Below are 22,124 nucleotides of genomic sequence, written 5' to 3' on the forward strand. Positions count from 1 at the left end.
AGGTTGAGCTTGTTCAGCCGCTTGATGGGGTTGTACATCCCGTAGAGGGCAAACAAAAACGAGGTGAAGAGCCCTACGGTCATCTCCCCGCCCCCAACACCACCACCTGCGTCCGGCTCATAGTTACCCTCCCGCCGGAAAAGCCTAGCAACATTTTGCCTGGGGGAAAAAAGAATGGTGGAGGCGGGGGGAATCGAACCCCCGTCCGAAGGACCTGTGCCGGCGGTGTCTCCGTGTGCAGCTTGCTTTGTTCTCTCGCCCCGCTGGCCGGGAGCAAGCGCCCTACCGGCGGAGCCAGCTTGCGTTGGTGTCGGCTTCCGGTCCCAAGCACCCCGGAAACCCTAGCCCGATTGCTTCGCCTTCACCGGGTCTCGGGCCGCGACCCCTTGGTGTCGGCGTGGCTGTCAATTAAGCAGCCAGAGCGAGTTCAGCGTTGGCAGCTGTGTGTTTCCGCCTGTTTTACGTGGCGACGGACCACGACACGCTGCCGCCAGCCCAGTTGTCCCCCGTCGAACCCGGTACGCCCCCGTGTTCGCGGTCTATAACCAATATAGGTCCCCGTCGGCTCCTTGACGAGCCCCCGCCAAAGTTTTAAGGTTGACCTATGGCGGAACTGGAGCCGATCAGCCTCATCGTAACCTCGGTGGGGACCGAAACGCAAGCGGTGGAAATTTCGGAAGAGCTCGTCCATAGGGGGTTGGCCACCTGCGTGAACATCGTGCCGTGTTTGCGCTCCATTTACCGGTGGAAGGGCAAGGTGTGCTCGGATAGCGAGTACCTTTTGCTCATCAAAACCCGCTCCGCGCTTTTCCAGCAAGTGGCCGAGGCCATCCGCGAGCTGCATTCCTATGAGCTGCCGGAAATCCTCGAGTTTTCGGTCACCGGTGCAGAGGAAAACTTTCACCGTTGGGTGGTGGAGATGGCCACCGGCGCCTTCCAAACCCCCGACGCGCTGGAAGAGCTCCCGCAGTACGACTGAAGGCGGCCGCGAGCTTGACCCCTTGACAAAGTTAAGCCCATCTTCGAGACTGAATGAAGGTTCAGTCAGGGGGAGCCGTGGCCAGGGGCGAACTGGGGAAAGAAGCCAAGCGAAAGACGATCCTGGCGGCGGCGGTGCGGGTGTTTGCGGAAAAGGGCTATTTCGGCGCCCGCATGCGGGATGTGGCTGCCGCCGCGCAGGTGGCCGACGGCACCCTCTACCTTTACTTCGATAGCAAGGAAGACCTGCTCACGGCGGTGCTGGAAGAGCACGCCCAGGCCTTTGTGGAGCGGGCCCGTCGCGACTGCGCTCGGCTGGCCGACCCCAGGCACAGGCTGCACGCGGTTTTGGAGCGCCACCTGGTGAGCCTGGAGGCCAACCGCGCTCTTGCCACCGTCTTTCAAATTGAGCTTCGCCACTCCCGCAAGTTTTTACGGCGAATCGCCAAGGGACAGGTGTCGCAGTACCTGCAGCTGCTGCAGGAAATCGTGGCCAGCGGCGTTTCCCAAGGCATCTTCCGCCGTGAGCTGGATCCCAAGGTGGCAGCCCGGGTGATCTTTGGGGCCGTGGACGAGCTGGTGACCGCCTGGGTGCTGTCGCAGAAGCCGTCAGGTCTCAAGGAACAGCTGGCGCCGTTGTTGGAGGTGCTCTTCTACGGCCTTTGCGGCAGCGAAAGCAACGAGGCCCATGGGAAAAGGGGGGAACCATGAGTGCACCAACCACGTTATCGGAGGTTTTTAGGAATTGGCGACAGGCTACGCCCGAGCCGGCGTTGATTGATGCCCGCGGAGGGGCCGACCGGCGGCTCCCCGCCCGGGAGGTCAGCCGCTTGGTGGCAAGCTTGGCGCTGGGCTTGGAGAAGCTAGGCGTGAAGAAGGGGGATCGCGTGGCCCTCATTTCCGGCAACCGCCCCGAATGGCACGTGGTGGACTTCGCCCTCCACCACCTGGGGGCGGTCAACGTGCCCATTTACACCACGCTCCTGGCACCGCAAATCGCCCACATCATGAAGGACTCCGGGGCCAAGGTTTGTATCGCCGAAAACCCCGAGCTTTTGGCCAAGGTTCTGGAGGCCAAAGGCAGCTGCCCTGACTTGGCCCACGTGGTGCTCATGGAAGGGCAACCTCCCCAAGGGGTGCGGTCCTGGTCCGACGTTTGCGCGCCGGTCAGCGAGGAAAAAGCGCCGGAAATCCTGGAGTCCATGGTGCCGCGGGTGAGCCCGCAAGATTTGGCCACGATCATTTACACCTCGGGAACCACCGGCGAACCCAAGGGCGCCATGCTCACCCACGACAACTTCGTGTTTAACGCGGTTTCCTCCGCTTCCGTGCAGGACTGGCCGCCGCATTCCGAGGTGGCCTTGAGCTTTCTCCCCCTGTCCCACGTCCTGGAGCGCCTGGTGGACTATATCCTCTTCTACAAAGGCGCCACCATCGCTTACTGCGGCATCCTGGAAGCCGGTGAGGCCCTGCGCCGTATCCGTCCGCACCTGTTTACCGCCGTGCCGCGCTTTTACGAAAAGGTGTACGACCGCATCATGGCCGAAGGGGCTCATGGCTCACCCTTGAAGCAAAAGATCTTCCAGGCTGCCGTGGAGGAGGCTCTGCGGGCCTTCCGCACGGGGAAGAAGGGCTTGAAGTACCGCCTGTTCGATGCCCTGGTGTACAAGAAGATCCGCAACGCCTTCGGCGGCAGGTTGCGGTTTTCCATTTCCGGTGGCGCTCCGCTTCCCGTTTACGTTGGCGAGTTCCTCCACGCTGTGGGCATTTTCGTCCTGGAAGGCTACGGGCTTACCGAAACATCGCCGGTGATTACGGTGAACACCACCAAGAAGGCAAAGCTCGGCACCGTGGGGCCACCCATTCCTGGCGTGGAGGTGAAGATTGCCGCCGACGGGGAAATCCTCACCCGCGGCCGGCACGTCATGAAGGGATACTGGAACAAACCGGAAGCCACCCGGGAAGCCATTGACCCCGAAGGGTGGTTCCACACCGGCGACATCGGCGAGCTGGATGAGGAAGGCTACCTGCGGATCACCGACCGAAAGAAGGACATCCTGGTGACCGCCGGCGGCAAGAACATTGCTCCGCAGCCCATTGAAAACCAGCTCAAGACCTCCAAGTTCGTGGAAAACGCGGTGCTTTTTGGCGATCGCAAGCCTTACGTGGTGGCGCTGATCGTTCCCAACTTCGAGGAGCTCACCCACTGGGCCCAGGCCAAGGGCATCCCCACCGACAACCGCGAGGCGCTCATCAACCACCCCGCCGTGCTGGAGCTTTACCAGGGCATCGTGGACCAGGTGAACAGCGGTTTGGCGCGCTTTGAAACCATCAAGAAGTTCCGCCTTTTGCCCGAGCCATTCACCATGGACGGTGGCGAGCTCACCCCCACCCTCAAGGTCAAGCGCCGGGTGATCCTCCAGCGCTACGGGCACCTGGTGGACGCCATGTACAGCGAGGGTGACGGCGGGAGCGAGCGGTAGGGGCCATCGCCGGTGAAGCTTGAAGAGGTGCCTGCGTTTGCAGGCCAGCTGGCGCGTCCCGTTTACCCCATCCTGCTGCCCACCCCTTACCCGGTGGGGCCGGTGTGGGTTTACCTCCTGCCCGGAGACCCCCTCACCTTGGTGGACACCGGCCCCGCCACCGGGGCGGCGTGGCGGGCGTTGAAGGCGGGGCTTGCTGCGTACGGCCTGGCCCCCCAGGACGTGCGGCGGGTGCTGATTACCCACGGGCACCACGACCACATGGGTTTGGCGCGCAGGCTGCAAGCCTTCGGCGCTGAGGTTTTGGCTCACCCCGCGGATCGCAACAACCTGGGGCTGCGCCGGCACTTCGCCAACTTGAACCGCGTGCTGTACCGGTTGGGGGTGAGTTTCCCCAACCGCATGCTGATGATGGTGGGGCTCTGGGCTCTGGATCGCACCAGCAAGCCGCTGAACCGCTTTTCGCCGCTGGCGGATGGCCAGGAAATCCCCTCCCAGCACGGCCCCCTGCGGGTGCACCACGTCCCCGGGCACTCGCCGGGGCACGTGGCCTTTGAGCTCCCCGAGGAAGGGGTTTGGCTCTCCGGCGATGTGCTTTTGTCCGGCATCGTCCCCAACGCGGTGCTGGAGCCCGACCCCCAAAACCCCTCCCACCCGTTCCCGGCGCTTTCGGTGTACCGCAGCACGCTGCAGAAGCTTGCCAGCTCACCCCCCCGGGCTCTGCTTCCGGCCCACGGGCCCGCCATCCTGGAGGTGGCAGCGCTGGCCCGGGAAACCCTGGCCAAACAGGAGCAAAGGTCGCAAACGATCCTCCGGCACCTTTCAGCCCAGCCGCAAACCCTGGCCACCATCCTCACCGCCATGTACCCCAAGGCCCGCGGCCTCAGCTTGTTCCTGGCTTACTCCGACCTCTACGGCCACCTCTTGGAGCTGGAACGCCAGGGGTTGGTGGTGCGGGCAAGCCGCAACGGGGTGGAAACCTTTTACACGCCGTAAGCCGCCCCGTTTGGCAGGCTCTCCTTCACCCTGCCACAGGCGCCGCCTCACCATGAGAACGTTGGCACTTTCTGGCCGGCGAGGCCAAAGTTTTTTCCGCTACAATCGGCAGGCCATGTGGAACTTGCCCAACGCGCTGACCTTTTTTCGCATCGCTTTGGTGCCGCTTCTGGTGGTGGTGCTGCTCACGCGCTTCGAGGGTTCCGAATTTTGGGGGCTAGGCATCTTCCTCCTGGCAGCGCTCACCGACCTCTTTGACGGCATCCTGGCCCGCAAGCTGGGCGCCGTCACCAAAACCGGCATTTTCCTCGACCCCGTGGCCGACAAGCTGCTCATGTCCGCGGCGTTCATTTCCCTGGTGGAGCTGAATCTGGCCCCGGCGTGGATGGTGGTGGTGATCGTGGGGCGGGAGTTTGCGGTTTCCGGGTTGCGGCACGTGGCCCAGGATCAGGGGGTGGTGATCCCCGCCAACTGGTGGGGCAAGCTCAAGACGCTTTCGCAAATCGTGGCGGTTTCGCTGTCCATCGTCAGCCACCAGCTGGGGCGCTGGTCCCACCTTTCCCGGGTGGCCCTGTGGGTGGCGCTCTTCATGACCGTGGCTTCGCTGGTGAGCTATTTTGGCTCCTTTTGGCCCAAGGTGGTGGGGAACGAGCGGTGAAGGCATCCTCGGCCTTGGCGGTTTTTTGCGCGCGAGCTGGCTTGCGCGCCCCCAAGACCGTTTTGGCGGTGGCCTTCGGTCTGGTGGTCGCGGGAGTCCTCCTTGGCACCCGCATCCATTTCGACAGCGACGTGCTCAACATGCTGCCGAAAAAAGACCCGCTGGTGGCCGAGTTCCGGAAGGTCCTGGAGGAATTTGGCGCCGCCGACACTTTGCTGGTGGTGGTGCGCATCCCCCAAGGGGAAAACCTGGAAATGGCCTTTGCTTTAGCCGACGTCCTGGAGGAGGAGCTGCAAAAGAGCCCCTACCTTTCCCGGGTGGAGGCCCGGCTGCAGGACCCGTTGCGGCTGGCGGATGCGGTTTTAGCTCATGCGCTTTTGTTCTTGGACGAGGAGGGCAAAGCCGAGCTTTCGGCCCGTCTTTCCCCTCACGGTTTGGCCCAGCGGGCCAGGGAAATCCGGCAGGCGCTGGACACCCCCCAGGCGATGGTCACGAAGGAGCTTTTAACCCGCGATCTTTTGGGGGTTCTTCCGCTGCTCTTGCGGCATTTGGGGAGCTCCCCCCAGTCTCTGAGCGTGGATACTGCCTCTGGGTACTTCCTGGCCAGCGACCACTCGCTTTTGGTGATCCTCGCCCACCCGACTGCACCGGCCCAGGACATCGCTTTCGATGAAAAGCTGTTTGCAGACCTGGACAAGAGGGTGGCGGCGGCGCGAAGTCAGGTGGCCCAGGAGTGGGAGGTGGAGGAAGGACAGGTTCCGACGGTGGAGTTCGGGGGTGGGCACCGCATCGCCCTGGAGGATGCCTCCCTCATCCGCAGCGACGCCATCTTCAACTCCCTGACCTCCTTTTTGGGCGTGAGCTTGCTTTTGTTTTTGGCCTTTCGCCGCTGGCAGGCGGTTACCGTCATTTCCGCGCCGCTTTTGGCGGGTTTGGCCCTGACCTTTGCCTTTGCCGGCCTGGCCCGCCCCGTGCTCTCCTCCGCTGCTGCCGGCTTTTCGGCGCTTTTGATTGGCTTGGGCATTGACTTTTCCATCGTGCTTTACTCCCGCTACTGCGAGGCTCGCTCCCAGGGCCTGGATTTGCCCGACGCATGGGACGCCTGCGCCATGGAAGCGGGACCGGCCATCTTCCTGGGCGCCCTCACCACCTGGGCCACGTTTTACGCGTTTTTGGTGACCCGCTTTGTCGGCCTCAAGGAGCTGGGGCTGCTCACCGGCACGGGCATTCTTTTTTTGGCGTTTTCCGCACTTTTCCTGGTCCCCGCCTTGACCAGCTTGCGCCGTCGCCCCCAGCCGGTTTCGCCGCCGGTGCCCTGGCTTCCGGTGGAAAGGCTTTTGGCCTGGGCTAAAAGCCATCGTTCCTGGATTCTGGGGGGCACGGTGGTAGTAGTTCTGGTTTCGGCTTTTGGAGCCCTGGGGCTTTCTTTTGACGATGACGTGCGTCACATGCGCTCCCCTTCCAACCGCGGCGTGGCGGTGCAGGAAGAGGTGGCGGCGGCCTTTGGCCAGGGGTTTAACGCCATGGTGGTACGGCTGGAGGCCAAAGACGAGCTTTCGCTCCTGCAGAAAACCCAGGATTTCGTGCAAAAGCTAAAAGGCCTGGAAAAACGGGGGGTAATTGCCCGGGTGGAATCGGTGGCCACCTGGGTGCCACCCCTTTCCTCCCAAAGGGAAACTTTAGCCTGGCTGGCCCAGCAGGGTTGGGATCCGGAAAAGGTGGTCAGTAGCCTCCGAGAGGCTTTGGATGGGGAAGGCTTGGTGGCCGAAGCCTTTGCCCCGGGTTTGGAGCTCACCCGCCAGATGCTTTCGCCACAAGCGCCGGTGAGCTACGAGATGTGGCGGGGGACACCCCTGGAAGCCCTCATCCAGCGGCAGCTTTTCCACGGGGATGGCTTCGTCAGCACCGCCATCACCATTTATGCCCCTCCGGGGATGTGGCGGAGGGAAGCCCCACCGGAGCTTAGCGAGCTGGTGAAGGCCACGCCGGGGGCTTCGTTGGTAGGGGTAAACGTGTTGGCCCAGCACCTGCGGCAGGTGGTGCGGCAAGACGCCCTGTGGGCTACAGCTCTCGGCCTTTTGGCGGTTTTAGTGCTTTTGTTTGCGCAGCTCAAGAGGTGGGGTGATGTGTGGCTCTGCCTGCTGCCGGTGGGCGCGGGGCTTTCAGCGGCCTTTGGGCTTGCCGCCATCCTGGGGCTTTCCCTCAACCCGCTGAACGTGTTTGTGACCACCATGGTGCTGGGCATTGGCTCGGACTACGGGATCCACCTGGTGCACCGCTTGCGGGAAGACCCGGCGGGCGCGGCGGGCACCACCCGCGCTGTGCTTTTGGCGGCCCTCACCACCATCGTGGGCTTCGGTTCGCTCATCACCAGCCACTACCCGGGCTTGCGCAGCGTGGGGTGGATGACGGTGCTGGGGGTTTCCCTGACATGCCTTGCCGCGATCTTGCTCCTTCCGGTTTTGCGGAGTGGCCATGAAACTGAAAAGAGCTAACCCCGCCCAGGTGATGGCGGCGTCTTTTGCCGTGACGATTTTGCTGGGGAGCGTTTTGCTTTCCCAAAGCTGGGCGGCCGTGCCTGGCAAAAAGCTCAGCTTCGTGGAGGCCCTGTTCACCGCCACTTCCGCCACCTGCGTCACCGGCCTTTCGGTTCGGCCCCCCGGCGACTTTACGGTGGCAGGCCAGGTGGTGATCCTGCTTTTAATTCAAATCGGCGGCCTGGGGGTCATGACCTTCGGGCTTTTCTTTGCCTTGCTCTTGGGGGGCAGGCTTTCGCTTTTTGGCCGCCAAATGGTGATGAGCTCCTTTTCCTCCGAGCCCTGGGAGGACTTTTGGCCGCTTTTGCGCACGGTCATGGGGGCCACGGTGGTGGTGGAAACCGTGGGCGGCCTGCTTTTGGCCGCCGCCTTCTGGCCGGAAAAAGGAGCTACCGCTTTGGCCTGGGGCTTTTTTCACGCGGTGAGCGCCTTTTGCAACGCCGGCTTCGGCTTGCACCCCGATTCCCTGATCCCCTGGCGGGGTAACGCGCTGGTGAACCTCACGGTAGGGTTGCTGATCATCTTCGGCGGGGTGGGCTTTTTCCCGGTGGCCGAGGTTTTTGAACGGTGGCGTTCGGACAAGCGCCGCCCCATTTCCCTGCACAGCCGTTTGGTGTTGGCCGCCACCGGCGTTTTGCTGCTTTTAGGATGGCTGGGCTTTGCGCTTTTGGAATGGAAAAACGCCCTGGCCCCTCTGCCGTGGAACGAGAAGCTGTGGGCCTGCTGGCTTTCGGGGATTACCCCCCGCACCGCCGGCTTTGCCAACGTGGACTACGGGAGCCTCACACCCGCTACCCTGATCTTCACCATGGGCCTCATGTTCATTGGCGCCAGCCCGGGATCCACCGGCGGCGGCATTAAAACCACCACGGCAGCGGTGCTTTTGGCGCTCATTGCCGCACGGGTGCGCTCCCACCGCAAGGTCACCGCCATGGGCCGGCGCTTTTCCGCCGACACCCTGGGCGGGGCGGTGACCCTCACGCTGCTCGCCGCCGCCGCGGTGGTGACCGGCTTCATGGCGGTGAGCTTGATGGAGCACGGGAGCAGCGGGGGCCTGGCCTCGCAGTCCACGTTCCTGCGGGAAGCCTTTGATGTGGTTTCGGCCTTTGGCACCGTGGGCCTTTCCACCGGTATAACCCCCTCGCTGAAACCCGGGAGCTGGCTGGTTTTGATTGCCATGATGTACGTGGGCCGGGTGGGCCCGCTCACGCTTTCGGTGGCCCTCCTGGGTCGCACACCCCAGCCGGAACCCGAGTTAGCCGAGGAGTCGGTGATGGTAGGATAAATTTAAGCATGGCCCAGGAGCTTGATCCCGAGCATTTGCGCTTCTTCTGCCCTGACGGGTGGATCCCCGGGGATTCCTCCTACGACATCCCCAAAGCCACGGGCATCGTCGGGCAAGAACGGGGGGTGAGCGCGCTGGAGTTTGGTCTGGGCATTGACTCCCCGGGCTTTAACGTGTTCGTCACCGGTTTGGTGGGCACCGGCAAGATGACCGCGGTGGAGCTCCACCTCCGGAAGCTCTCCCGGGGGGGCCCGCCGCCCGATGACCTCGCTTACGTTTTTAACTTTCAAGCTCCCGAGCGCCCGCAGCTTTTGCGCTTGCGGGCGGGGGCCGGCAGCGTGCTGCGGGAGCGCATGGCCGCGCTGGTCCGCGAGCTGGGAAGGTGGCTTCCTGCCCTTCTCACCAGCCCCGAAGTGCAGAAGCTCCTGGAGGAGCGCATCGAGGACCTCCAGCAAAAGCAGGCCCAGCTCCTGCGGGAGTTTGAAGCGGAAGTGCAAAAGGCGGGCTTTACGCTGGTGCAGGTGCAGGCGGGCACCGTCACCCATCCGGAAATCCTGGCGGTGGTGGAGGGCCGGCCGGTTTCCATGGAAAAGCTCTTGCGTCTCGCCGGGGAAGGGAAGTTCCCCGAGGACCAGCTCCAGCGCCTGAGCGAGACGCACCAGAGGCTTACCGCCGAGCTGCAGCAGGTGGTGAACCAGGTGGTGGCCATTGGTGCCGAGATCCAGGAAAAGGCGGTGGAGCTGCGCCGAGCCATCGTCCAGCCGCGCCTGCAGCAGGGCTTGGCGGCCATTGCCAAGGCCGTGGGTGACCCGCGGGTGGAGCCCTACCTGCAGCAAGCCGGTGAGGACCTGCTGGCCAACCTGCAGGCCTTCCTGGAAGCAGAGCCTTCCGAAGAAACGCTGGTTCGCTACGCGGTCAATTTGGTGGTGGATAACAGCCAGACCCAGGGCCGTCCGGTGGTGGTGGAAACCGACCCTTCGGTGCCCAACCTCCTGGGTACGGTGGAGGCTCGCCTCATGGACGGCGCCCACGCCACCTCCGATCACACCCGCATCCGCGCCGGATCTTTGGCCCGCGCCAACGGCGGGTTTTTGGTGCTCAACGCCTTGGATGTGCTTTCCGAGCCGGGGGCCTGGCCGGTTTTGAAGCGGGCCTTACGGCACCAGCAGGTGGTCATCCGCCCCCGGGAAACGCTCTTTGCGCTTTCCGGGCAAACCCTGCAACCGGAACCCATTGACCTGCGGGTGAAGGTGGTGATGCTGGGGGATCGCGCGCTCTTCGATGCCCTTTACGAGGTGGATGAGGAGTTTGGCAAGATCTTCAAGGTTTTAGCCGACTTCGACCGCGACATCCCCCTGGGCAAGAAAGAAGTGCACGACTTCCTGAGCGTCATGGCCAAAATCGTGGAGGAAGAAAAGCTTCCCCCCTTGGACCGGGAGGGCATGAAGGCGTTGGTGGAGGAAGGGGTCCGCCTGGGGGGACCCCGCCGAAGGCTTACCGCCCGCTTTTCCGACGTGGCCGACGTGTTGCGGGAAGCCGGCTTCATGGCCAAGAAAGAAGGCGCCAGCGTGGTGAGCGCGCCCCACATTGCCGCCGCTGTCGCTGCCCGGCGCGCCCGTTTTTCCCTGCCCGAAGAAAAGCTATTGCAGTTCATGGTGGATCACCTGCTGGTGGTGCAAACCGAAGGGCAGGCAGTGGGGCAGGTGAACGGTTTGGCGGTGTACGACCTGGGCTACTTTGCCTTTGGTTTGCCGGGCCGGGTGACAGCCAGGGTTTCGCTGGGTACTGAAGGGGTGGTGAACATCGAGCGGGAGGCGCGGCTTTCCGGCCGCACCCACGACAAAGGCGTGCTGATCCTCACGGGCTTTTTGCGCGGCACCTTTGCGCTTTCCGTGCCGCTTTCCATGCAGGCTTCCATTGCCTTCGAGCAATCCTACGGCGGCGTGGAAGGGGACAGCGCCTCCTCCGCTGAGGTGTACGCCATCCTCTCCGCCCTTTCCGGCCTGCCTTTGCGCCAGGACCTGGCAGTCACCGGTTCCGTGGACCAGCACGGCAACGTGCAAGCCATCGGCGGGGTGAACCAAAAGATCGAGGGCTTTTTTTCTCTCTGCAAAGTCCGGGGGCTTTCGGGAAGCCAGGGGGTCATCATCCCCCAGGCCAACGTCCCCGATCTCCACCTCTCCCCCGAGGTGGTGGATGCCGTGCGCGCCGGTCGTTTCCACGTGTACGCGGTTTCCCACGTCAGCGAAGGTTTGGAGCTGCTCACCGGCGTGCCCGCGGGAAAGCGGGACGAAGCCGGCCGCTACCCGGAAGGCACGGTGTTCGGCCTTTGCCAGACGCGCCTGGAAGAAATGGCCGAAACCCTTCGCCGCTTCCGCCATTAGCCGCCATCGCCCCAGCTGGGCCGATGAATGTTTGCCAGGAAACAACCCCAAACCAGGCGAGGCGTTCTTAAAAAACCGTTTCCCGCCTTCCCAACCTTGCCCCCGGGCGTTCTCCGGCATACACTGTGACGGGGGGATGCCCCCTGGGAGGTAGCAATGGGAAAGCGCCTTTTCCTTGCGGCGTTTGTACTGGCTTGGCCTGTGTCCTTGTTCGCGCAAGCGCAAGGGCACGTCAAAGGGGTCGTGACCGACGTGAAGGGGAACCCCATTGCTGGCGCCAAGATCATCATCACCTGTCCGGCCATGGGCAGCTTCCGTAAGGAGCTCACCACCGACAGCAAGGGGAAGTACTCGCTGGTGATCGTGGACGCCACCAAGGAGTACCTCTTCCACGTGGAAGCGCCGGGGTATCAGGCCATCGAGCAGCTCAACAAGCCGCTCATCGGTGGTCAAACCCTGGAGCTCAACTTCACGCTTAAGAGCATGCAAGAGGCGGCAGTGGAAGCCGAGGAACCGGGGCTGCGCGAGCTGCGGGAAGGCCGCGACCTCTGGGAGGCGGGAAAAAAGCCCGAAGCCCGCGCCAAATTTGCCGAAGCCGTGGCTAAAAAGCCCGATTTGTACCTGGCCTGGTTGGCGTTGGGGGATGCCGATTTGGAGGCCGGCAAGCCCGCCGATGCGCTTTCTGCCGCGGAGAAATGCTTGGCGGCCAAAGCCAACTTTGCCCCGTGCTTGGCCCTAGCCGCCAACGCCGCGCTGGCCAAGGGCGACAAGGCGCTTTACGAGCAGTACATGGCGGCCTACAAGAAGGCCAACCCCACTGACCCGGCGGTGCTGTTTTCGGAAGCGGCGGAGTTCATCAACAAGGGCGAAGACGACAAGGCCAAGCCGCTCTTGGAGCAAGCTTTGAGCGTCAACCCCGACTACCCGCCGGCGCTTTACGAGTTGGCCATGCTGTACGTACGGGCGGGCAACAACGCCAAGGCCAAGGAGCTTTTAACGCACCTTTTGGAGGTGGCTCCCGATTACAAGGACGCCGGCCTCGCTAAGGAAATGCTCAAGTACCTCTAAGCCGGTTCGTCAAAGGGGGTCTTGAGCAGCACCTGACCCACGCGGTTGCCCTCGTCCACCAGCACCACCCGGGCGCGGTGGTGGGGGAGCTCCTCGCGGTCCAAGAAGCAGTAGGCGCAAATGATCACCAAGTCCCCCACATGGGCAAGATGCGCAGCTGCGCCGTTGATGCCGATTTCGCCGCTGCCTGGCTTGCCGGGGATGCAGTAGGTGGAAAAGCGCGTGCCGCGGGTAATGTTGTAAACCTCCACCTCTTCCAGGGGCAGCATGTCCGCAGCTGCCAGAAGCTCAGCGTCCACGGTAATGGAGCCCACGTAGTGCAGCTCGGAGCGGGTCACCTGGGCCCGGTGGATCTTGGCTCGCAAAAAGGGCCGTAGCATCATTGGGCCACCTCCACCAAGAGGTTGTCAATGAGCCGCGTGCTTCCCACGAAGGCGGCCACAGCCAAAAGCACGCGGCTTTTGATGTGCTCCACCGGCGCAAGCGTTTCCGGGTCCACCGCCGCCACGTACTGGGGACGCACCCCGGGGTGCTGCTTTAGCGTGGCAAGCATGAGCTTTTCCAGCTGCGGACCGCGCCGCTCGCCGCCTTCCACCGCCGCCTTGGCCGCCGTGAGGGCGTGCCAAAGGGCCAGAGCCTCTTGCCTTTCACCTTCGCCGAGGTAGGTATTACGGGAGGACATGGCCAGGCCGTCGGCCTCCCGCACGGTGGGCACCACCTCAATGCGCACCGGGAAGTTCAGGTCCTCCACCAGGCGGCGGATGATCACCGCTTGCTGAAAGTCCTTGGCCCCAAAGAGCGCCACCTCCGGCTGCACGATGTTGAAGAGCTTAGCCACCACCAGCGCCACTCCGGAAAAGTGACCCGGGCGGTGGGCCCCGCAGAGGTGCGAGGCAAGGTGGGGCAAGGCCACTTGCACCTCGGGCGGCCGGGGGTACATCTCCTTCACCGGGGGGGCAAAAACCAACACGGCCCCCTCTCGGGTGAGGAGCTCCACATCCCGCTCCAGGTTCCGGGGGTAGCGCTCGAAATCCTCACCGGGGCCAAACTGGGTGGGGTTGACGAACACCGAGGCCCACACCTCGTCCGCCAGCTCCCGCCCCCGCCGCACCAACGAAAGGTGCCCCTCGTGCAGCGCCCCCATGGTGGGGACAAAGGCCACGGTTTTGCCCTGGCGCCAGAGCTCCTGGCGCCGAGCCCGCACTCCAGCAATGGTGGTCACCACCAGCATCTCACACCTCCCCTTCCACCCAAGCGGAAAGCTCCGGCGGGTCCGGGTAGCACTCCTGGGGCGCCGGATAGCTACCGCTGCGCACATCCCCGGCAAAGGCGGCGACCGCTTGGCGAATGGCCACATCCAGCTGGGCGTAGCGGCGCACAAAGCGCGGCACCAGACCCGGGGAAAGACCCAAGAGGTCGGCCAGCACCAGCACCTGCCCGTCGCAGTGGGGTCCGGCGCCAATGCCAATGGTGGGGATGCCCACCCTGGCGGTGATGGCCTTGGCCAAGCTGGGGGGAATGCCCTCCAAAACCAGGGCAAAGACCCCGGCTTCCTCCAGCTCCTGGGCTTGAGCCAAAAGGTGCCGGGCTTGCTCCAGGCTCTTGCCCTGCACCCGGTAACCGCCTAAAAGGTGCAGGGACTGGGGGGTTAAGCCCAAATGGCCCATCACCGGAACGCCGGCGGCCACGATGGCTTTGATTTCCGCCACCCTGGGGCCCTCCAGCTTCACCGCTTCCGCACCCCCCTCTCCCACCAGCCGGCAGGCGTTGCGCACGGCTTCCGCCACCGAAACCTGGAAGGAGCCAAAGGGCATGTCCCCCACCACCAGCGCCCGCCGCACCCCCTGGGCCACCGCCCGAATGTGGTGGAGCATTTCCTCTATGGTCACCGAGAGGGTGTTGGGTCGCCCCAGCACCGCCATGGCCAGGGAATCCCCCACCAACACCACGTCCACACCGGCCTGGTCCACCAAACGACCGGTGGGTTCGTCGGTGGCGGTGACCATCACGATTTTGTCTTTGCCCTTACGGTTGGCAATGGCCGAGGCTGTGATTTTCTCTTCCATCGGTCCCTCCCGGACCGACGGATCCGGTGAGGCAGGTCGCGGTCCGTTGCCGGATCCACGCCGCCCGAAAAGTCAAAGGCAGCGGTTGCTCCCCGTCTCGGTCATGTCCCGGATCCGAGCGGTATGAAAACATGCGTGCCCCGCCGGACACGCACCATCTTTGCCACCAGGGCGTCAAAGTCCTGCTCCCGGTGCACAAAGTCCAAATCATCGGTGTTCACCACCAAAAGCGGCGTCTCGTTGTAGTGGAAGAAGAACTCGGCGTACGCTTCTTTGAGGCGCCGCAAGTACGCCGCATCTATTGTACGCTCAAACGGCCTTCCCCGCTTGCGGATGCGCTCCAGGCAAACCTCCACCGAGGCTTCCAGGTAAACCACCAGATCGGGCTTAGGCAAACCCGGAACCAAAAGGCTGTAGAGCCGGTCGTAAAGGGCAAACTCGGCATCCGAGAGGTTGAGGCGGGCAAAGATGCGGTCCTTGGCCATGGTGTAGTCGGCCACCACCAGCTGCGTGAACAGCTCCGGTTGCTGCAGCTCCACCTGCTGCTGATAGCGGGAAAGCAAGAAAAACACCTGGGCTTGAAACGCTGCCCCCGGCACCCCGCGGTAAAAGGGCTCCAAAAACGGGTTGGTCACGTCCTCCAGCACCTTCACACCGGAAAAACGGGCGGCCAGGCGCTCCACCAACGAGGTTTTACCTACACCAATGGGGCCTTCCACGGCAACATGGCGAAAGGGGAACGGGGTCTCGCTCATTTCCCGCTGATGATATCAAGGGAAAACAGCGCCAGCATGGAAAGGGAAAGTATGCCGTTAGCGGTAAAAAAGGCAGCGTTGATTCTCTCCAGGCGCCCGTTGCCCACCAACAGGTGCTGCACCAAAAGCAAGCTCCACGCCAACGCCACCGCCAGGCTTCCCCAAAGGCGGGCGTGCACCAGCACGGCAAAAGCTGCAAAACCCACCGCTGCGAGGCCGTGGAAAACCCGCGAAGCCCAAAGCGCCTTGGCCACCCCCCAGCGGGCAGGGAGGGAGTAAAGCCCCACGCGCCGGTCGAACTCCACGTCCTGAAGGCTGTAAAGCACATCGAACCCCGCCACCCAAAACGCCACCGCCGCCGCCAAAACCACAGGTGGCAGGGCAAATGTCCCGGACACCGCCAGCCACCCACCCACCGGCGCCATGGCCAGGCCCAACCCCAGCCACAGGTGGGAAAGGGCGGTAAAGCGCTTGGTGTAGGAGTAGCCCAGCACCCAGGCCAGGGCCAAAGGGGAAAGCGCCAAGCACAAGGGGTTGAGCTGCCAGGCAGCTGCCACCAGCGCCCCGGCGCCGGCCAACACCAGAGCCCAGGCGTGCACCGGTCGCAAACGCCCCGAAGGCAGCGGCCGTCCAGCAGTGCGGGGGTTGGCGGCGTCGAAGGGAAGGTCGGCCAGGCGGTTAAAGGCCATGGCGGCGGTGCGGGCCCCCACCATGGCCACCAGCACCCAGAAAACCACCCGCCCGGAGGGCCAACCGGAAGCCGCCTCCAGGACACCAATAAAAGCAAAGGGCAAGGCAAAAACCGTATGGGGGAACACCACCAGCTCGGAAAGGTTGGCCACAAAAGTGCGGAAGCTCACCGCGGAAACCCCTGCCAGCGGAGGTGCGGAGCCTCCAGAGGAAGCCCCAGAAGGTCAAAAACCCGCATGCAGTAGTGCTCCACGAAGTTCTCCAGGCTTTCACCGGTTACGTAAAAGGCGGGGATGGGGGGCATCACCACCGCTCCCGCCTCGGTCAGGGTCAAAAGGGCTTGCAGGTGAATGCGGGAAAGCGGTGTTTCCCGGAAACCCAGGATCAACGGCCAGCGCTGCTTTAAAGCCACATCCCCCACCCGCTGACCCAACCCCCGGGAAACCCCGGAAGCCAGGGAGCACGCGGTGGCTGCGGAACAGGGGAGGATCACCACCCCCCGCAGGAGGTACGAGCCGGAAGCAATGGGGGCCGCTATTTCCGCCTCCCGCCACACCGAGGCCTTGGCTTTGGCCTCCTCCGCCACCGAAAGCCGGCGCACGAACCCGTGGGGTTCGGCGCACTCCTTACCCAGCTCCTGGGCCAAAACCATCCGCGACCCGTCGGAAAACACGATGTGCAGGTGATCCACCTGGGGGTGCTGCAAGGCGAGTTCAGAAAACCGCACCGGAAGCCGCATGCCGCAAGCCCCGGTAATCACCAAAGCCAGCTCGGTCCTCACCGCCTGCCCCCCAGGCGCCGCACCATCTCCAGGCGCGGGATCCCGTCCTCGGTAAACCGGCGCACCACCCCAAAGCCAAAGCGCCGATAGAGACGCACGGCGGGGCTTTCGCGGTCCACCTCCAGAGCCACCCAGCGACACCTCGCCCGCCGGGCGCGACCAATGGCCTCCGCCAGCATGCGGCTCCCCAGGCCCCGCCCCCGGTGGGCGGGGTGCACGGCAATGGAGGAAATCTGCGCCACCGGCGGCCAAAGCAAAAGCACCATGGCCCCGATGATCCTTTTCCCCTGCCGCTGCACCAAGCACGTCCACTCCGGCCAACAGGCCACTTCAAACCATGCTTCCCAGCTCCAGGCCCGCTGGGCAAAGCAAAGGCGGTCCAGAGCGTAAAGGGCAGGGACGTCCAGCACGTTGGCCAAAGCCATGGTGTAATTTTCCCTTGCACCTGTTAAAAAACCTTGACACCCTTTGGCCTGCACCGCCCGGGCCACTTCCCCTCCTCCCGCAAAAAAGCTTAACACCAAAGCCGTTACACCAAACCAAGCGCTTTTTGCCAACTCGTTTGAGGGCCAGAAGTTAGCAAAAACGCCGCGGGTTGGCACGGTCCTTTCATTGGGTTTGCGCGGGAGGTGAGCGATGAAGAGCCGAGGACCTTGACGAAAAAAGCAAAACCACAAACCAAGGGCAAGCAAACAAAAAGGGCACAAATGAGAGGAAAGGGCACAAGTAAGAGAAAGGAGGAAAACCATGAGGAGAACGTTGGTGACGTTGGCATTGCTGGCCGGCCTGGCAGCTCCGGTGCTGGCCGATAGCGAAAAGGGCGGGGTGGTTAACATCAACACCGCCTCCGTTCAGGAACTCAAGCTCCTGCCGCGGGTGGGTCCGGCGCTCGCCCAGCGCATCCTGGAGTTCCGGGAGAAAAACGGGCCGTTCAAGAGCCCCGAGGAGCTCATGCGGGTTAAGGGCATCGGGGAAAAGACCTTTGACCTCATGAAACCCTACGTGACAACCAGTGGACCTACAACGTTGAAGCAAAAGGTGGCCTCGGCGCGCAAGCGCGCCCAGGGTCAAAAGGCCACTGGAGGAAACTAACAAAAAACCAAAAAAGACGTGGCGTGGACGGGACGGGGGCGGTTTGACCGCCCCCACTCTTTCCCGGGAGGAACCATGAACAAAAAGAGCGGTTTTTCGCTGGTGGAGCTGCTGGTGGTTTTGGGGATCATGGCGCTGGTTTTGGGGGTGGCTTCCACTGACCTTTCCCGAATGTACCGCCGGGGGGCGCTGAGGCACGCGGGGTTTCGCTTGCTCACCGATGCCCAGCGATGCCAGACCCTTGCGGTCCAACACCTGGCCAAGGTGGGGCTGGTGTTCGACGTGGATCCCCGGGGGAGCTTTTACGTGCTGGTGGTGGACCGCAACGGCAACGGCGTTTCCCGCAAGGACTACCTCACCGGCCGCGACCGGGTGGTGGGAAACCCCGTGTACTTCCGGGAGTTTGGTTCCCAGGTGCGGTTGGGCTTGCCCTCCGGGTGGCGGGTCCCGCAGCCAGGGGGACGAGGGTCGGTCGCGGAGGACGGCTTGCAGGTGGGGCGTGCTGGCATCCTGAGCTTTAGCCCCACCGCAGGGGCTACCGCCGGCTCGGTGTTTTTGTCCTCCGGTAGCGAGGTGCTGGCTTTGCGGGTCACCCCTCTGGGCACGACCCGGCTTTTTACCTGGAACGCCCAGCGTGGGCTTTGGGAGCCGGTGCGCTTTTAGCCTGCAGCGGATAAACCGCCTCAGGGATGACCAAGGCCCGTTCCAGAAAAGCACCGGCCGGCACCGGGCCCGCCACCACACTGTGGGAAAGATCAGCCCCGGAACCCACGTCCGCTCCCGGAAGCAACACGCAGCGGGAGAGCCGGGCGTGGTCGCAAACCCTTGCCCCCGCCGCCACCATCGTGGGCTCCACGTGAGCTGAAGGCGAAACCGAAGCCAAAGCGTGCACGAAGCTGGTCCCCGCTAAAGCCTCCATCACCAACTGCCAGTAAGCGGCCGGGTCCCCAGCTTCCCGGAACTCCCCGGCCACCACCACCCCAAAGAGCCGGCCTCCGGCCATCAGCGGCTGCCAAAAGGCGGACATTTGGGCCGGGGGCGGAGGCAAGAAGCGCAGGGTTTCCCGGCCCAAAAGCTGAAAACCGGTATAAAGGTAGCCGGGCTCTTGGAGGTTTTCCCCCGCCCGGGAAAAAGCCACCACGCGCCCTTCGGCGTCCAGATGCACCGCTCCCCACTGCTCCCGATTGGGGTGGGGCAGCAGCGCCAGGACCGCACGGTCCGGTTGGCCAGAGGCCAAAAGAGGTTGCAGGTCCAGGCGGCTCCAGCAGTCGGCGTTGGCCACCAGCACCGGCCCTTCCCCAAAGGCCGGTCGGGCTGCCGAAAGCCCACCCGCCGGCCCCAAAAGCTCCGGTTCCAAAGAAAAGACCACGGAAAGCCCGCAGGCTACCTGCTGCACCGCCACCACCACCTGCTCCGGGTGGCGGTGGAGGTTCACCACCACCCGCCTGCAGCCCGCGGCATGCAAGGTTCGCAAGCTTGTGGCCAAAAGCGGTTCGCCCAACACCGGCAGGGCCGGCTTGGGGATCAGCGAGGACAGGGGCTCCATGCGCTCCCCGAGCCCTGCCGCCAGCAGCATGCCGATCATGAGAACACCATGTGTTCGGGGGCTTCCGGGTGATGCTCTCGATAGCTTCTCCACAGCTCCAGGTACGTCCCCCGCAAAGCTGCTTCTGGGGCAAAGCCCAAAGCCGCAGCCACCTGCCGCAGTTCGGGCCCCTCCCCCTCCAGCTCCACAAAATCACCCATGGGGGTGTGGTCCAGAGCCACTTCAACCCGGCCCAGGCTCCAGGTTTCCCGCTGCTTTTCGTAGTAAAAAACCGGGGAAAAGCCTAGGGCGGCAAGAATGGCCAGCGCCTTCTCGCTGGCCGAAAGGCCCACCTCCAGCTCTTCCCGAACCTTCAGCCCCGCGGAAAAGCGAGCAGGACCCTTGTACGTGAGGAGGTGGCTTTCCCCCCACTGGCGCACGCGCAAAAGGCACCCCTTTAGCCGCAGGCTGTCCTGGGCATCGTCCAAAACCCAGTTGCGCTCAAGGGTGGCCTCAACCTTCAACGACGCCCCCAAGCCCCGGAGGGCTTCGCGTACCGCTGGGAGGCTCGTCACCGCAAACTTGAACTCCTGCTCCGCCGCCACGGCAGCAGTATACGGGCTTTGGAATTTCAGAACCTTTGCCGGCACCGGTGAAGGCGGACTCGCCGCTTGCAGGCCCACATCCCCGCCGCTAGCATGCGCCCCATGAAGGCCGTGGTTTTTGCCACTGCCGGGCACATTGACCATGGCAAGACCTCCCTGGTCCATGCCCTCACGGGGGTGTGGTGTGATCGCCTCAAAGAGGAGCAGGAGCGGGGCATCACGCTGGTCCTGGGGTTTGCCCCTCTCTTGGACCCCGAAGGCCAGGTGGAGGTTTCCTTTGTGGACGTGCCGGGGCACGAGCGGCTGGTGCACACCATGGTGGCCGGGGCAGGGGGGGTGGACCGGGCGCTTTTGGTGGTGGCCGCCAACGAGGGGATCATGCCCCAAACCCGGGAGCACCTGGCCGTCCTCCAGCTCCTGGGTATCCAGGGCGGCGTGGTGGCCCTCACCAAAGCCGATCTCGTCACCCCTTCGGAGCTGGAAGCACGAAGAGCGGAACTGGCCGCGTTCCTGCGCCACGGGCCGCTGGCCGCAGCGCCCATCGTCCCTTGCTCCAGCACCACCGGGGAAGGCGTTCAGGAGCTCAAAGAGGCCATCCTCCGGGAGGCCCGCAGCGTGCAGCGGGAATCCGAACCCCACCGGCCTTTCCGCCTGGCCGCCGATCGGGTTTTTAGCCTGCCGGGAGCAGGCACCGTGGTCACCGGTACCGCCCGCTGGGGGCAGGTCAAGGTGGGCGAAGAGGTTTGGGTGTTTCCCCCCGGTCGCACCTTGCGGGTGCGCAGCCTGCAGGTGCACGGTCAAGAACGGGAAAAGGCCAGCGCCGGAGAGCGGGTGGCCCTGGCCTTGGTCGGGGTGAAGGCCGAGGAGATCCCCCGGGGGGCGCAGGTGGTGAGCTCAGGCCTTTGGGAACCCACGGCTCGCGTGGCGGCGGAGCTCACGCTGCTTCCCGAGGCGCCGGCTCTAGCCGAGGGGCAAAAGCTCTGGCTTCACCTCCTGGCCACCCGCACGGTGGCCACGGTGGAGCGCTTAAGCTCGGGAGGCTCCGGCAAACCTGTCCGCGCCCTCCTGCGGCTGGCTAGCCCCATCCTGGCTTTCCCGGGCGATCGGGTGATCCTGCGGCGCATGACGCCAGCCACCACGGTGGGCGGCGGGGTGGTGCTGGACACCACCCTTCCCCGGCTTTCCCGCCGGGGGCTCCCCATCCTGGCGGAGCTACCTCCGCCTGCCCAGCGGGCCGCTTTGGTGCTGGCGCTGGTGGAGCGCGCCGGGAGAACCGGTGTAAGCCTCTCGCAACTCGCCGCCCACATGGGCTTTTTTCCGGAGGGGATGCAGGGACCCTTAGGCCAGCTGGAAGCCCAAGGGCACGTGGTTCTCCTCCCCGGCAAGGACGTGCTGGTGGTCTCTATACGGGCGGTGGCGGAGGTTCTGGCGGAAGCCAAAAGCATCCTCAAGCAAAAGGGGGAGCTGGGTTTGCCGGCCAGCGAGCTCCTCCAGGCTCTGGGCCTGGGCGAGGGCAAGGCGCTGCGCGCCTTTTACCTGGAAACGCTCGTAGCCCAGGGCTTCGCCCGGGAGCAGGGGGGGCGCCTTTTTGCCGCCGAGCTCCAACCGCTCACAAGCCCGTTGGCCGTGAAGCTGGAGGAGCTTTACCGCCAGGCCGGGTTTGCCGCGCCCTCGCCGAAAGAAGCGGCAGCCCAGCTTGCCGCCCCGCCCAAGGCGGTGGAGGGGTTGGTGAAGCTGCTGGTGGACCAGGGGCGGCTGGTCCGGGTGGGGGGCAAATGGATCCTCCATCGGCAGGCTTTGGACGGCATCGTGGCCTCCCTTCGCAGTTGGGGTGTGGAGCGCTTTGATGTGGGGCAATTCAAGGACCGTTTTGGGCTCACCCGCAAGCTGGCCATCCCCATCCTGGAGTGGCTGGACTCCCAGCGCGTCACCCGCCGGGAGGGGGATTCCCGGCGGATCCTCCGGGACGGCCTTGCGGGTTCGGGTGGGGGCCCAACTGCCGGCCACCAGCCTCCCAAGGAGCGGTAGCTCCCGCGCCGTGGGAACTGAGCCACTACGCTGTCCGGAGCTGACTGTTAAGTATGCTTGACAATCGTAGAAACTCAGTCTAAATTCAAGGTGTGGAGACTTTGGGAGCTTGCGAATGTGCACGGTGGCGGCTGGCAGGATCGCCAGGGGTTGCGCCAGTGGCGGGCTTTCCCAAAAACGAAAAGCCCGGCGC

The 22,124-nt window shown here is 64.1% G+C and carries 21 protein-coding genes and 1 other RNA gene; 12 read left to right on the forward strand and 10 right to left on the reverse strand.

Annotated features, from left to right (window positions below; genetic code table 11):
- Positions 1 to 175 precede the first annotated feature (175 nt).
- Positions 176 to 528: a transfer-messenger RNA gene (gene ssrA / locus EG19_RS12995) on the reverse strand.
- 76 nt (positions 529 to 604) lie between these two features.
- Between ssrA and cutA the strand changes: the two genes are divergently transcribed.
- The 9 genes from cutA to EG19_RS00275 all read left to right on the forward strand — a co-directional run bounded on the left by cutA (position 605) and on the right by EG19_RS00275 (position 12,389).
- Positions 605 to 979, forward strand: a complete 375-nt coding sequence (cutA, locus tag EG19_RS00235) for a divalent-cation tolerance protein CutA (protein WP_053334683.1) — start codon at positions 605 to 607, stop codon at positions 977 to 979.
- Positions 980 to 1,056: 77 nt separating this feature from the next.
- Positions 1,057 to 1,689, forward strand: a complete 633-nt coding sequence (locus EG19_RS00240) for a TetR/AcrR family transcriptional regulator (RefSeq protein WP_053334684.1) — start codon at positions 1,057 to 1,059, stop codon at positions 1,687 to 1,689.
- Positions 1,686 to 3,461, forward strand: a complete 1,776-nt coding sequence (locus EG19_RS00245; RefSeq protein ID WP_038046172.1) for an AMP-dependent synthetase/ligase — start codon at positions 1,686 to 1,688, stop codon at positions 3,459 to 3,461. The genes EG19_RS00240 and EG19_RS00245 overlap by 4 nt, the downstream gene beginning before the upstream one ends.
- Before the next feature lie 12 nt (positions 3,462 to 3,473).
- Positions 3,474 to 4,457: an MBL fold metallo-hydrolase gene (locus EG19_RS00250; protein WP_038046173.1), complete on the forward strand. Its 984-nt coding sequence runs from the start codon at positions 3,474 to 3,476 to the stop codon at positions 4,455 to 4,457.
- A 115-nt stretch (positions 4,458 to 4,572) separates the two neighbouring features.
- Positions 4,573 to 5,115: a CDP-diacylglycerol--glycerol-3-phosphate 3-phosphatidyltransferase gene (gene pgsA / locus EG19_RS00255; protein ID WP_038046174.1), complete on the forward strand. Its 543-nt coding sequence runs from the start codon at positions 4,573 to 4,575 to the stop codon at positions 5,113 to 5,115.
- Entirely contained in the window at positions 5,112 to 7,610 is a 2,499-nt protein-coding gene (locus tag EG19_RS00260; protein WP_038046176.1) for an MMPL family transporter, read from the forward strand. Before pgsA ends, EG19_RS00260 begins: the two co-directional genes overlap by 4 nt.
- Positions 7,591 to 8,937, forward strand: coding sequence for a potassium transporter TrkG (locus EG19_RS00265; RefSeq protein ID WP_038046178.1), 1,347 nt, complete (start codon positions 7,591 to 7,593; stop codon positions 8,935 to 8,937). Before EG19_RS00260 ends, EG19_RS00265 begins: the two co-directional genes overlap by 20 nt.
- Positions 8,938 to 8,945: 8 nt before the next feature.
- Positions 8,946 to 11,321 (forward strand): Lon protease family protein, encoded by a 2,376-nt coding sequence (locus tag EG19_RS00270; protein WP_038046180.1) that lies wholly within the window; start codon positions 8,946 to 8,948, stop codon positions 11,319 to 11,321.
- Between the two features lie 156 nt (positions 11,322 to 11,477).
- Entirely contained in the window at positions 11,478 to 12,389 is a 912-nt protein-coding gene (locus EG19_RS00275) for a carboxypeptidase-like regulatory domain-containing protein (protein ID WP_038046182.1), read from the forward strand.
- On the opposite strand, the gene panD is transcribed toward EG19_RS00275, so the two are convergent.
- The 7 genes from panD to EG19_RS13530 form a co-directional block, all read right to left on the reverse strand.
- Entirely contained in the window at positions 12,386 to 12,772 is a 387-nt protein-coding gene (gene panD / locus EG19_RS00280; RefSeq protein WP_235208674.1) for an aspartate 1-decarboxylase, read from the reverse strand. The two genes, EG19_RS00275 and panD, sit on opposite strands and share 4 nt — an antisense overlap.
- Positions 12,769 to 13,620 carry a pantoate--beta-alanine ligase gene (panC, locus tag EG19_RS00285; RefSeq protein WP_038046184.1) on the reverse strand — a complete coding sequence of 284 codons (852 nt, stop codon included), beginning with the start codon at positions 13,618 to 13,620 and terminating at the stop codon, positions 12,769 to 12,771. The genes panD and panC overlap by 4 nt, the downstream gene beginning before the upstream one ends.
- A gap of 1 nt (position 13,621) precedes the next feature.
- Positions 13,622 to 14,455 (reverse strand): 3-methyl-2-oxobutanoate hydroxymethyltransferase, encoded by an 834-nt coding sequence (gene panB, locus EG19_RS00290; protein WP_038046186.1) that lies wholly within the window; start codon positions 14,453 to 14,455, stop codon positions 13,622 to 13,624.
- A 101-nt stretch (positions 14,456 to 14,556) separates the two neighbouring features.
- The gene (locus EG19_RS00295) at positions 14,557 to 15,210 is read right to left on the reverse strand and encodes a deoxynucleoside kinase (RefSeq protein ID WP_038046188.1); all 654 of its coding nucleotides are present in this window, start codon (positions 15,208 to 15,210) and stop codon (positions 14,557 to 14,559) included.
- On the reverse strand, positions 15,207 to 16,070 hold the full coding sequence (locus tag EG19_RS00300) for a UbiA-like polyprenyltransferase (RefSeq protein ID WP_038046190.1): 864 nt from the start codon (positions 16,068 to 16,070) through the stop codon (positions 15,207 to 15,209). The genes EG19_RS00295 and EG19_RS00300 overlap by 4 nt, the downstream gene beginning before the upstream one ends.
- A complete protein-coding gene (locus EG19_RS12105) occupies positions 16,067 to 16,681 on the reverse strand; it encodes a UbiX family flavin prenyltransferase (RefSeq protein ID WP_053334687.1) in 615 nt (204 codons plus the stop codon). The genes EG19_RS00300 and EG19_RS12105 overlap by 4 nt, the downstream gene beginning before the upstream one ends.
- Positions 16,678 to 17,172, reverse strand: coding sequence for a GNAT family N-acetyltransferase (locus EG19_RS13530; RefSeq protein ID WP_235208675.1), 495 nt, complete (start codon positions 17,170 to 17,172; stop codon positions 16,678 to 16,680). Before EG19_RS13530 ends, EG19_RS12105 begins: the two co-directional genes overlap by 4 nt.
- A 256-nt stretch (positions 17,173 to 17,428) precedes the next feature.
- Between EG19_RS13530 and EG19_RS00315 the strand changes: the two genes are divergently transcribed.
- Positions 17,429 to 17,773, forward strand: coding sequence for a ComEA family DNA-binding protein (locus tag EG19_RS00315; protein ID WP_053334689.1), 345 nt, complete (start codon positions 17,429 to 17,431; stop codon positions 17,771 to 17,773).
- Positions 17,774 to 17,848: 75 nt separating this feature from the next.
- Complete coding sequence (locus tag EG19_RS00320) at positions 17,849 to 18,436, forward strand: pilus assembly FimT family protein (protein WP_038046193.1); 588 nt, start codon at positions 17,849 to 17,851, stop codon at positions 18,434 to 18,436.
- Here EG19_RS00320 and EG19_RS12115 read toward each other — a convergent pair.
- Both EG19_RS12115 and EG19_RS00330 read right to left on the reverse strand, forming a co-directional pair.
- Positions 18,390 to 19,358, reverse strand: a complete 969-nt coding sequence (locus EG19_RS12115; RefSeq protein WP_053334690.1) for a sugar phosphate nucleotidyltransferase — start codon at positions 19,356 to 19,358, stop codon at positions 18,390 to 18,392. The two genes, EG19_RS00320 and EG19_RS12115, sit on opposite strands and share 47 nt — an antisense overlap.
- Positions 19,355 to 19,903 (reverse strand): class IV adenylate cyclase, encoded by a 549-nt coding sequence (locus EG19_RS00330; protein ID WP_161685238.1) that lies wholly within the window; start codon positions 19,901 to 19,903, stop codon positions 19,355 to 19,357. Before EG19_RS00330 ends, EG19_RS12115 begins: the two co-directional genes overlap by 4 nt.
- 102 nt (positions 19,904 to 20,005) lie before the next feature.
- Between EG19_RS00330 and selB the strand changes: the two genes are divergently transcribed.
- Entirely contained in the window at positions 20,006 to 21,931 is a 1,926-nt protein-coding gene (gene selB, locus EG19_RS00335; protein WP_053334692.1) for a selenocysteine-specific translation elongation factor, read from the forward strand.
- Positions 21,932 to 22,124: the final 193 nt, after the last annotated feature.

It is taken from the genome of Thermoanaerobaculum aquaticum, from assembly GCF_000687145.1.
Classification (GTDB): Bacteria; Acidobacteriota; Thermoanaerobaculia; order Thermoanaerobaculales; family Thermoanaerobaculaceae; genus Thermoanaerobaculum; species Thermoanaerobaculum aquaticum.

Coding starts and splice junctions, on each gene's coding strand:
- cutA (WP_053334683.1), top strand. CDS start 605: ATGGCGGAACTGGAGCCGATCAGCCTCATCGTAACCTCGGTGGGGACC.
- EG19_RS00245 (WP_038046172.1), top strand. CDS start 1,686: ATGAGTGCACCAACCACGTTATCGGAGGTTTTTAGGAATTGGCGACAG.
- pgsA (WP_038046174.1), top strand. CDS start 4,573: ATGTGGAACTTGCCCAACGCGCTGACCTTTTTTCGCATCGCTTTGGTG.
- EG19_RS00265 (WP_038046178.1), top strand. CDS start 7,591: ATGAAACTGAAAAGAGCTAACCCCGCCCAGGTGATGGCGGCGTCTTTT.
- EG19_RS00270 (WP_038046180.1), top strand. CDS start 8,946: ATGGCCCAGGAGCTTGATCCCGAGCATTTGCGCTTCTTCTGCCCTGAC.
- EG19_RS00275 (WP_038046182.1), top strand. CDS start 11,478: ATGGGAAAGCGCCTTTTCCTTGCGGCGTTTGTACTGGCTTGGCCTGTG.
- panD (WP_235208674.1), bottom strand. CDS start 12,772: ATGATGCTACGGCCCTTTTTGCGAGCCAAGATCCACCGGGCCCAGGTG.
- panC (WP_038046184.1), bottom strand. CDS start 13,620: ATGCTGGTGGTGACCACCATTGCTGGAGTGCGGGCTCGGCGCCAGGAG.
- panB (WP_038046186.1), bottom strand. CDS start 14,455: ATGGAAGAGAAAATCACAGCCTCGGCCATTGCCAACCGTAAGGGCAAA.
- EG19_RS00295 (WP_038046188.1), bottom strand. CDS start 15,210: ATGAGCGAGACCCCGTTCCCCTTTCGCCATGTTGCCGTGGAAGGCCCC.
- EG19_RS00315 (WP_053334689.1), top strand. CDS start 17,429: ATGAGGAGAACGTTGGTGACGTTGGCATTGCTGGCCGGCCTGGCAGCT.
- EG19_RS00320 (WP_038046193.1), top strand. CDS start 17,849: ATGAACAAAAAGAGCGGTTTTTCGCTGGTGGAGCTGCTGGTGGTTTTG.
- EG19_RS12115 (WP_053334690.1), bottom strand. CDS start 19,358: ATGATCGGCATGCTGCTGGCGGCAGGGCTCGGGGAGCGCATGGAGCCC.
- selB (WP_053334692.1), top strand. CDS start 20,006: ATGAAGGCCGTGGTTTTTGCCACTGCCGGGCACATTGACCATGGCAAG.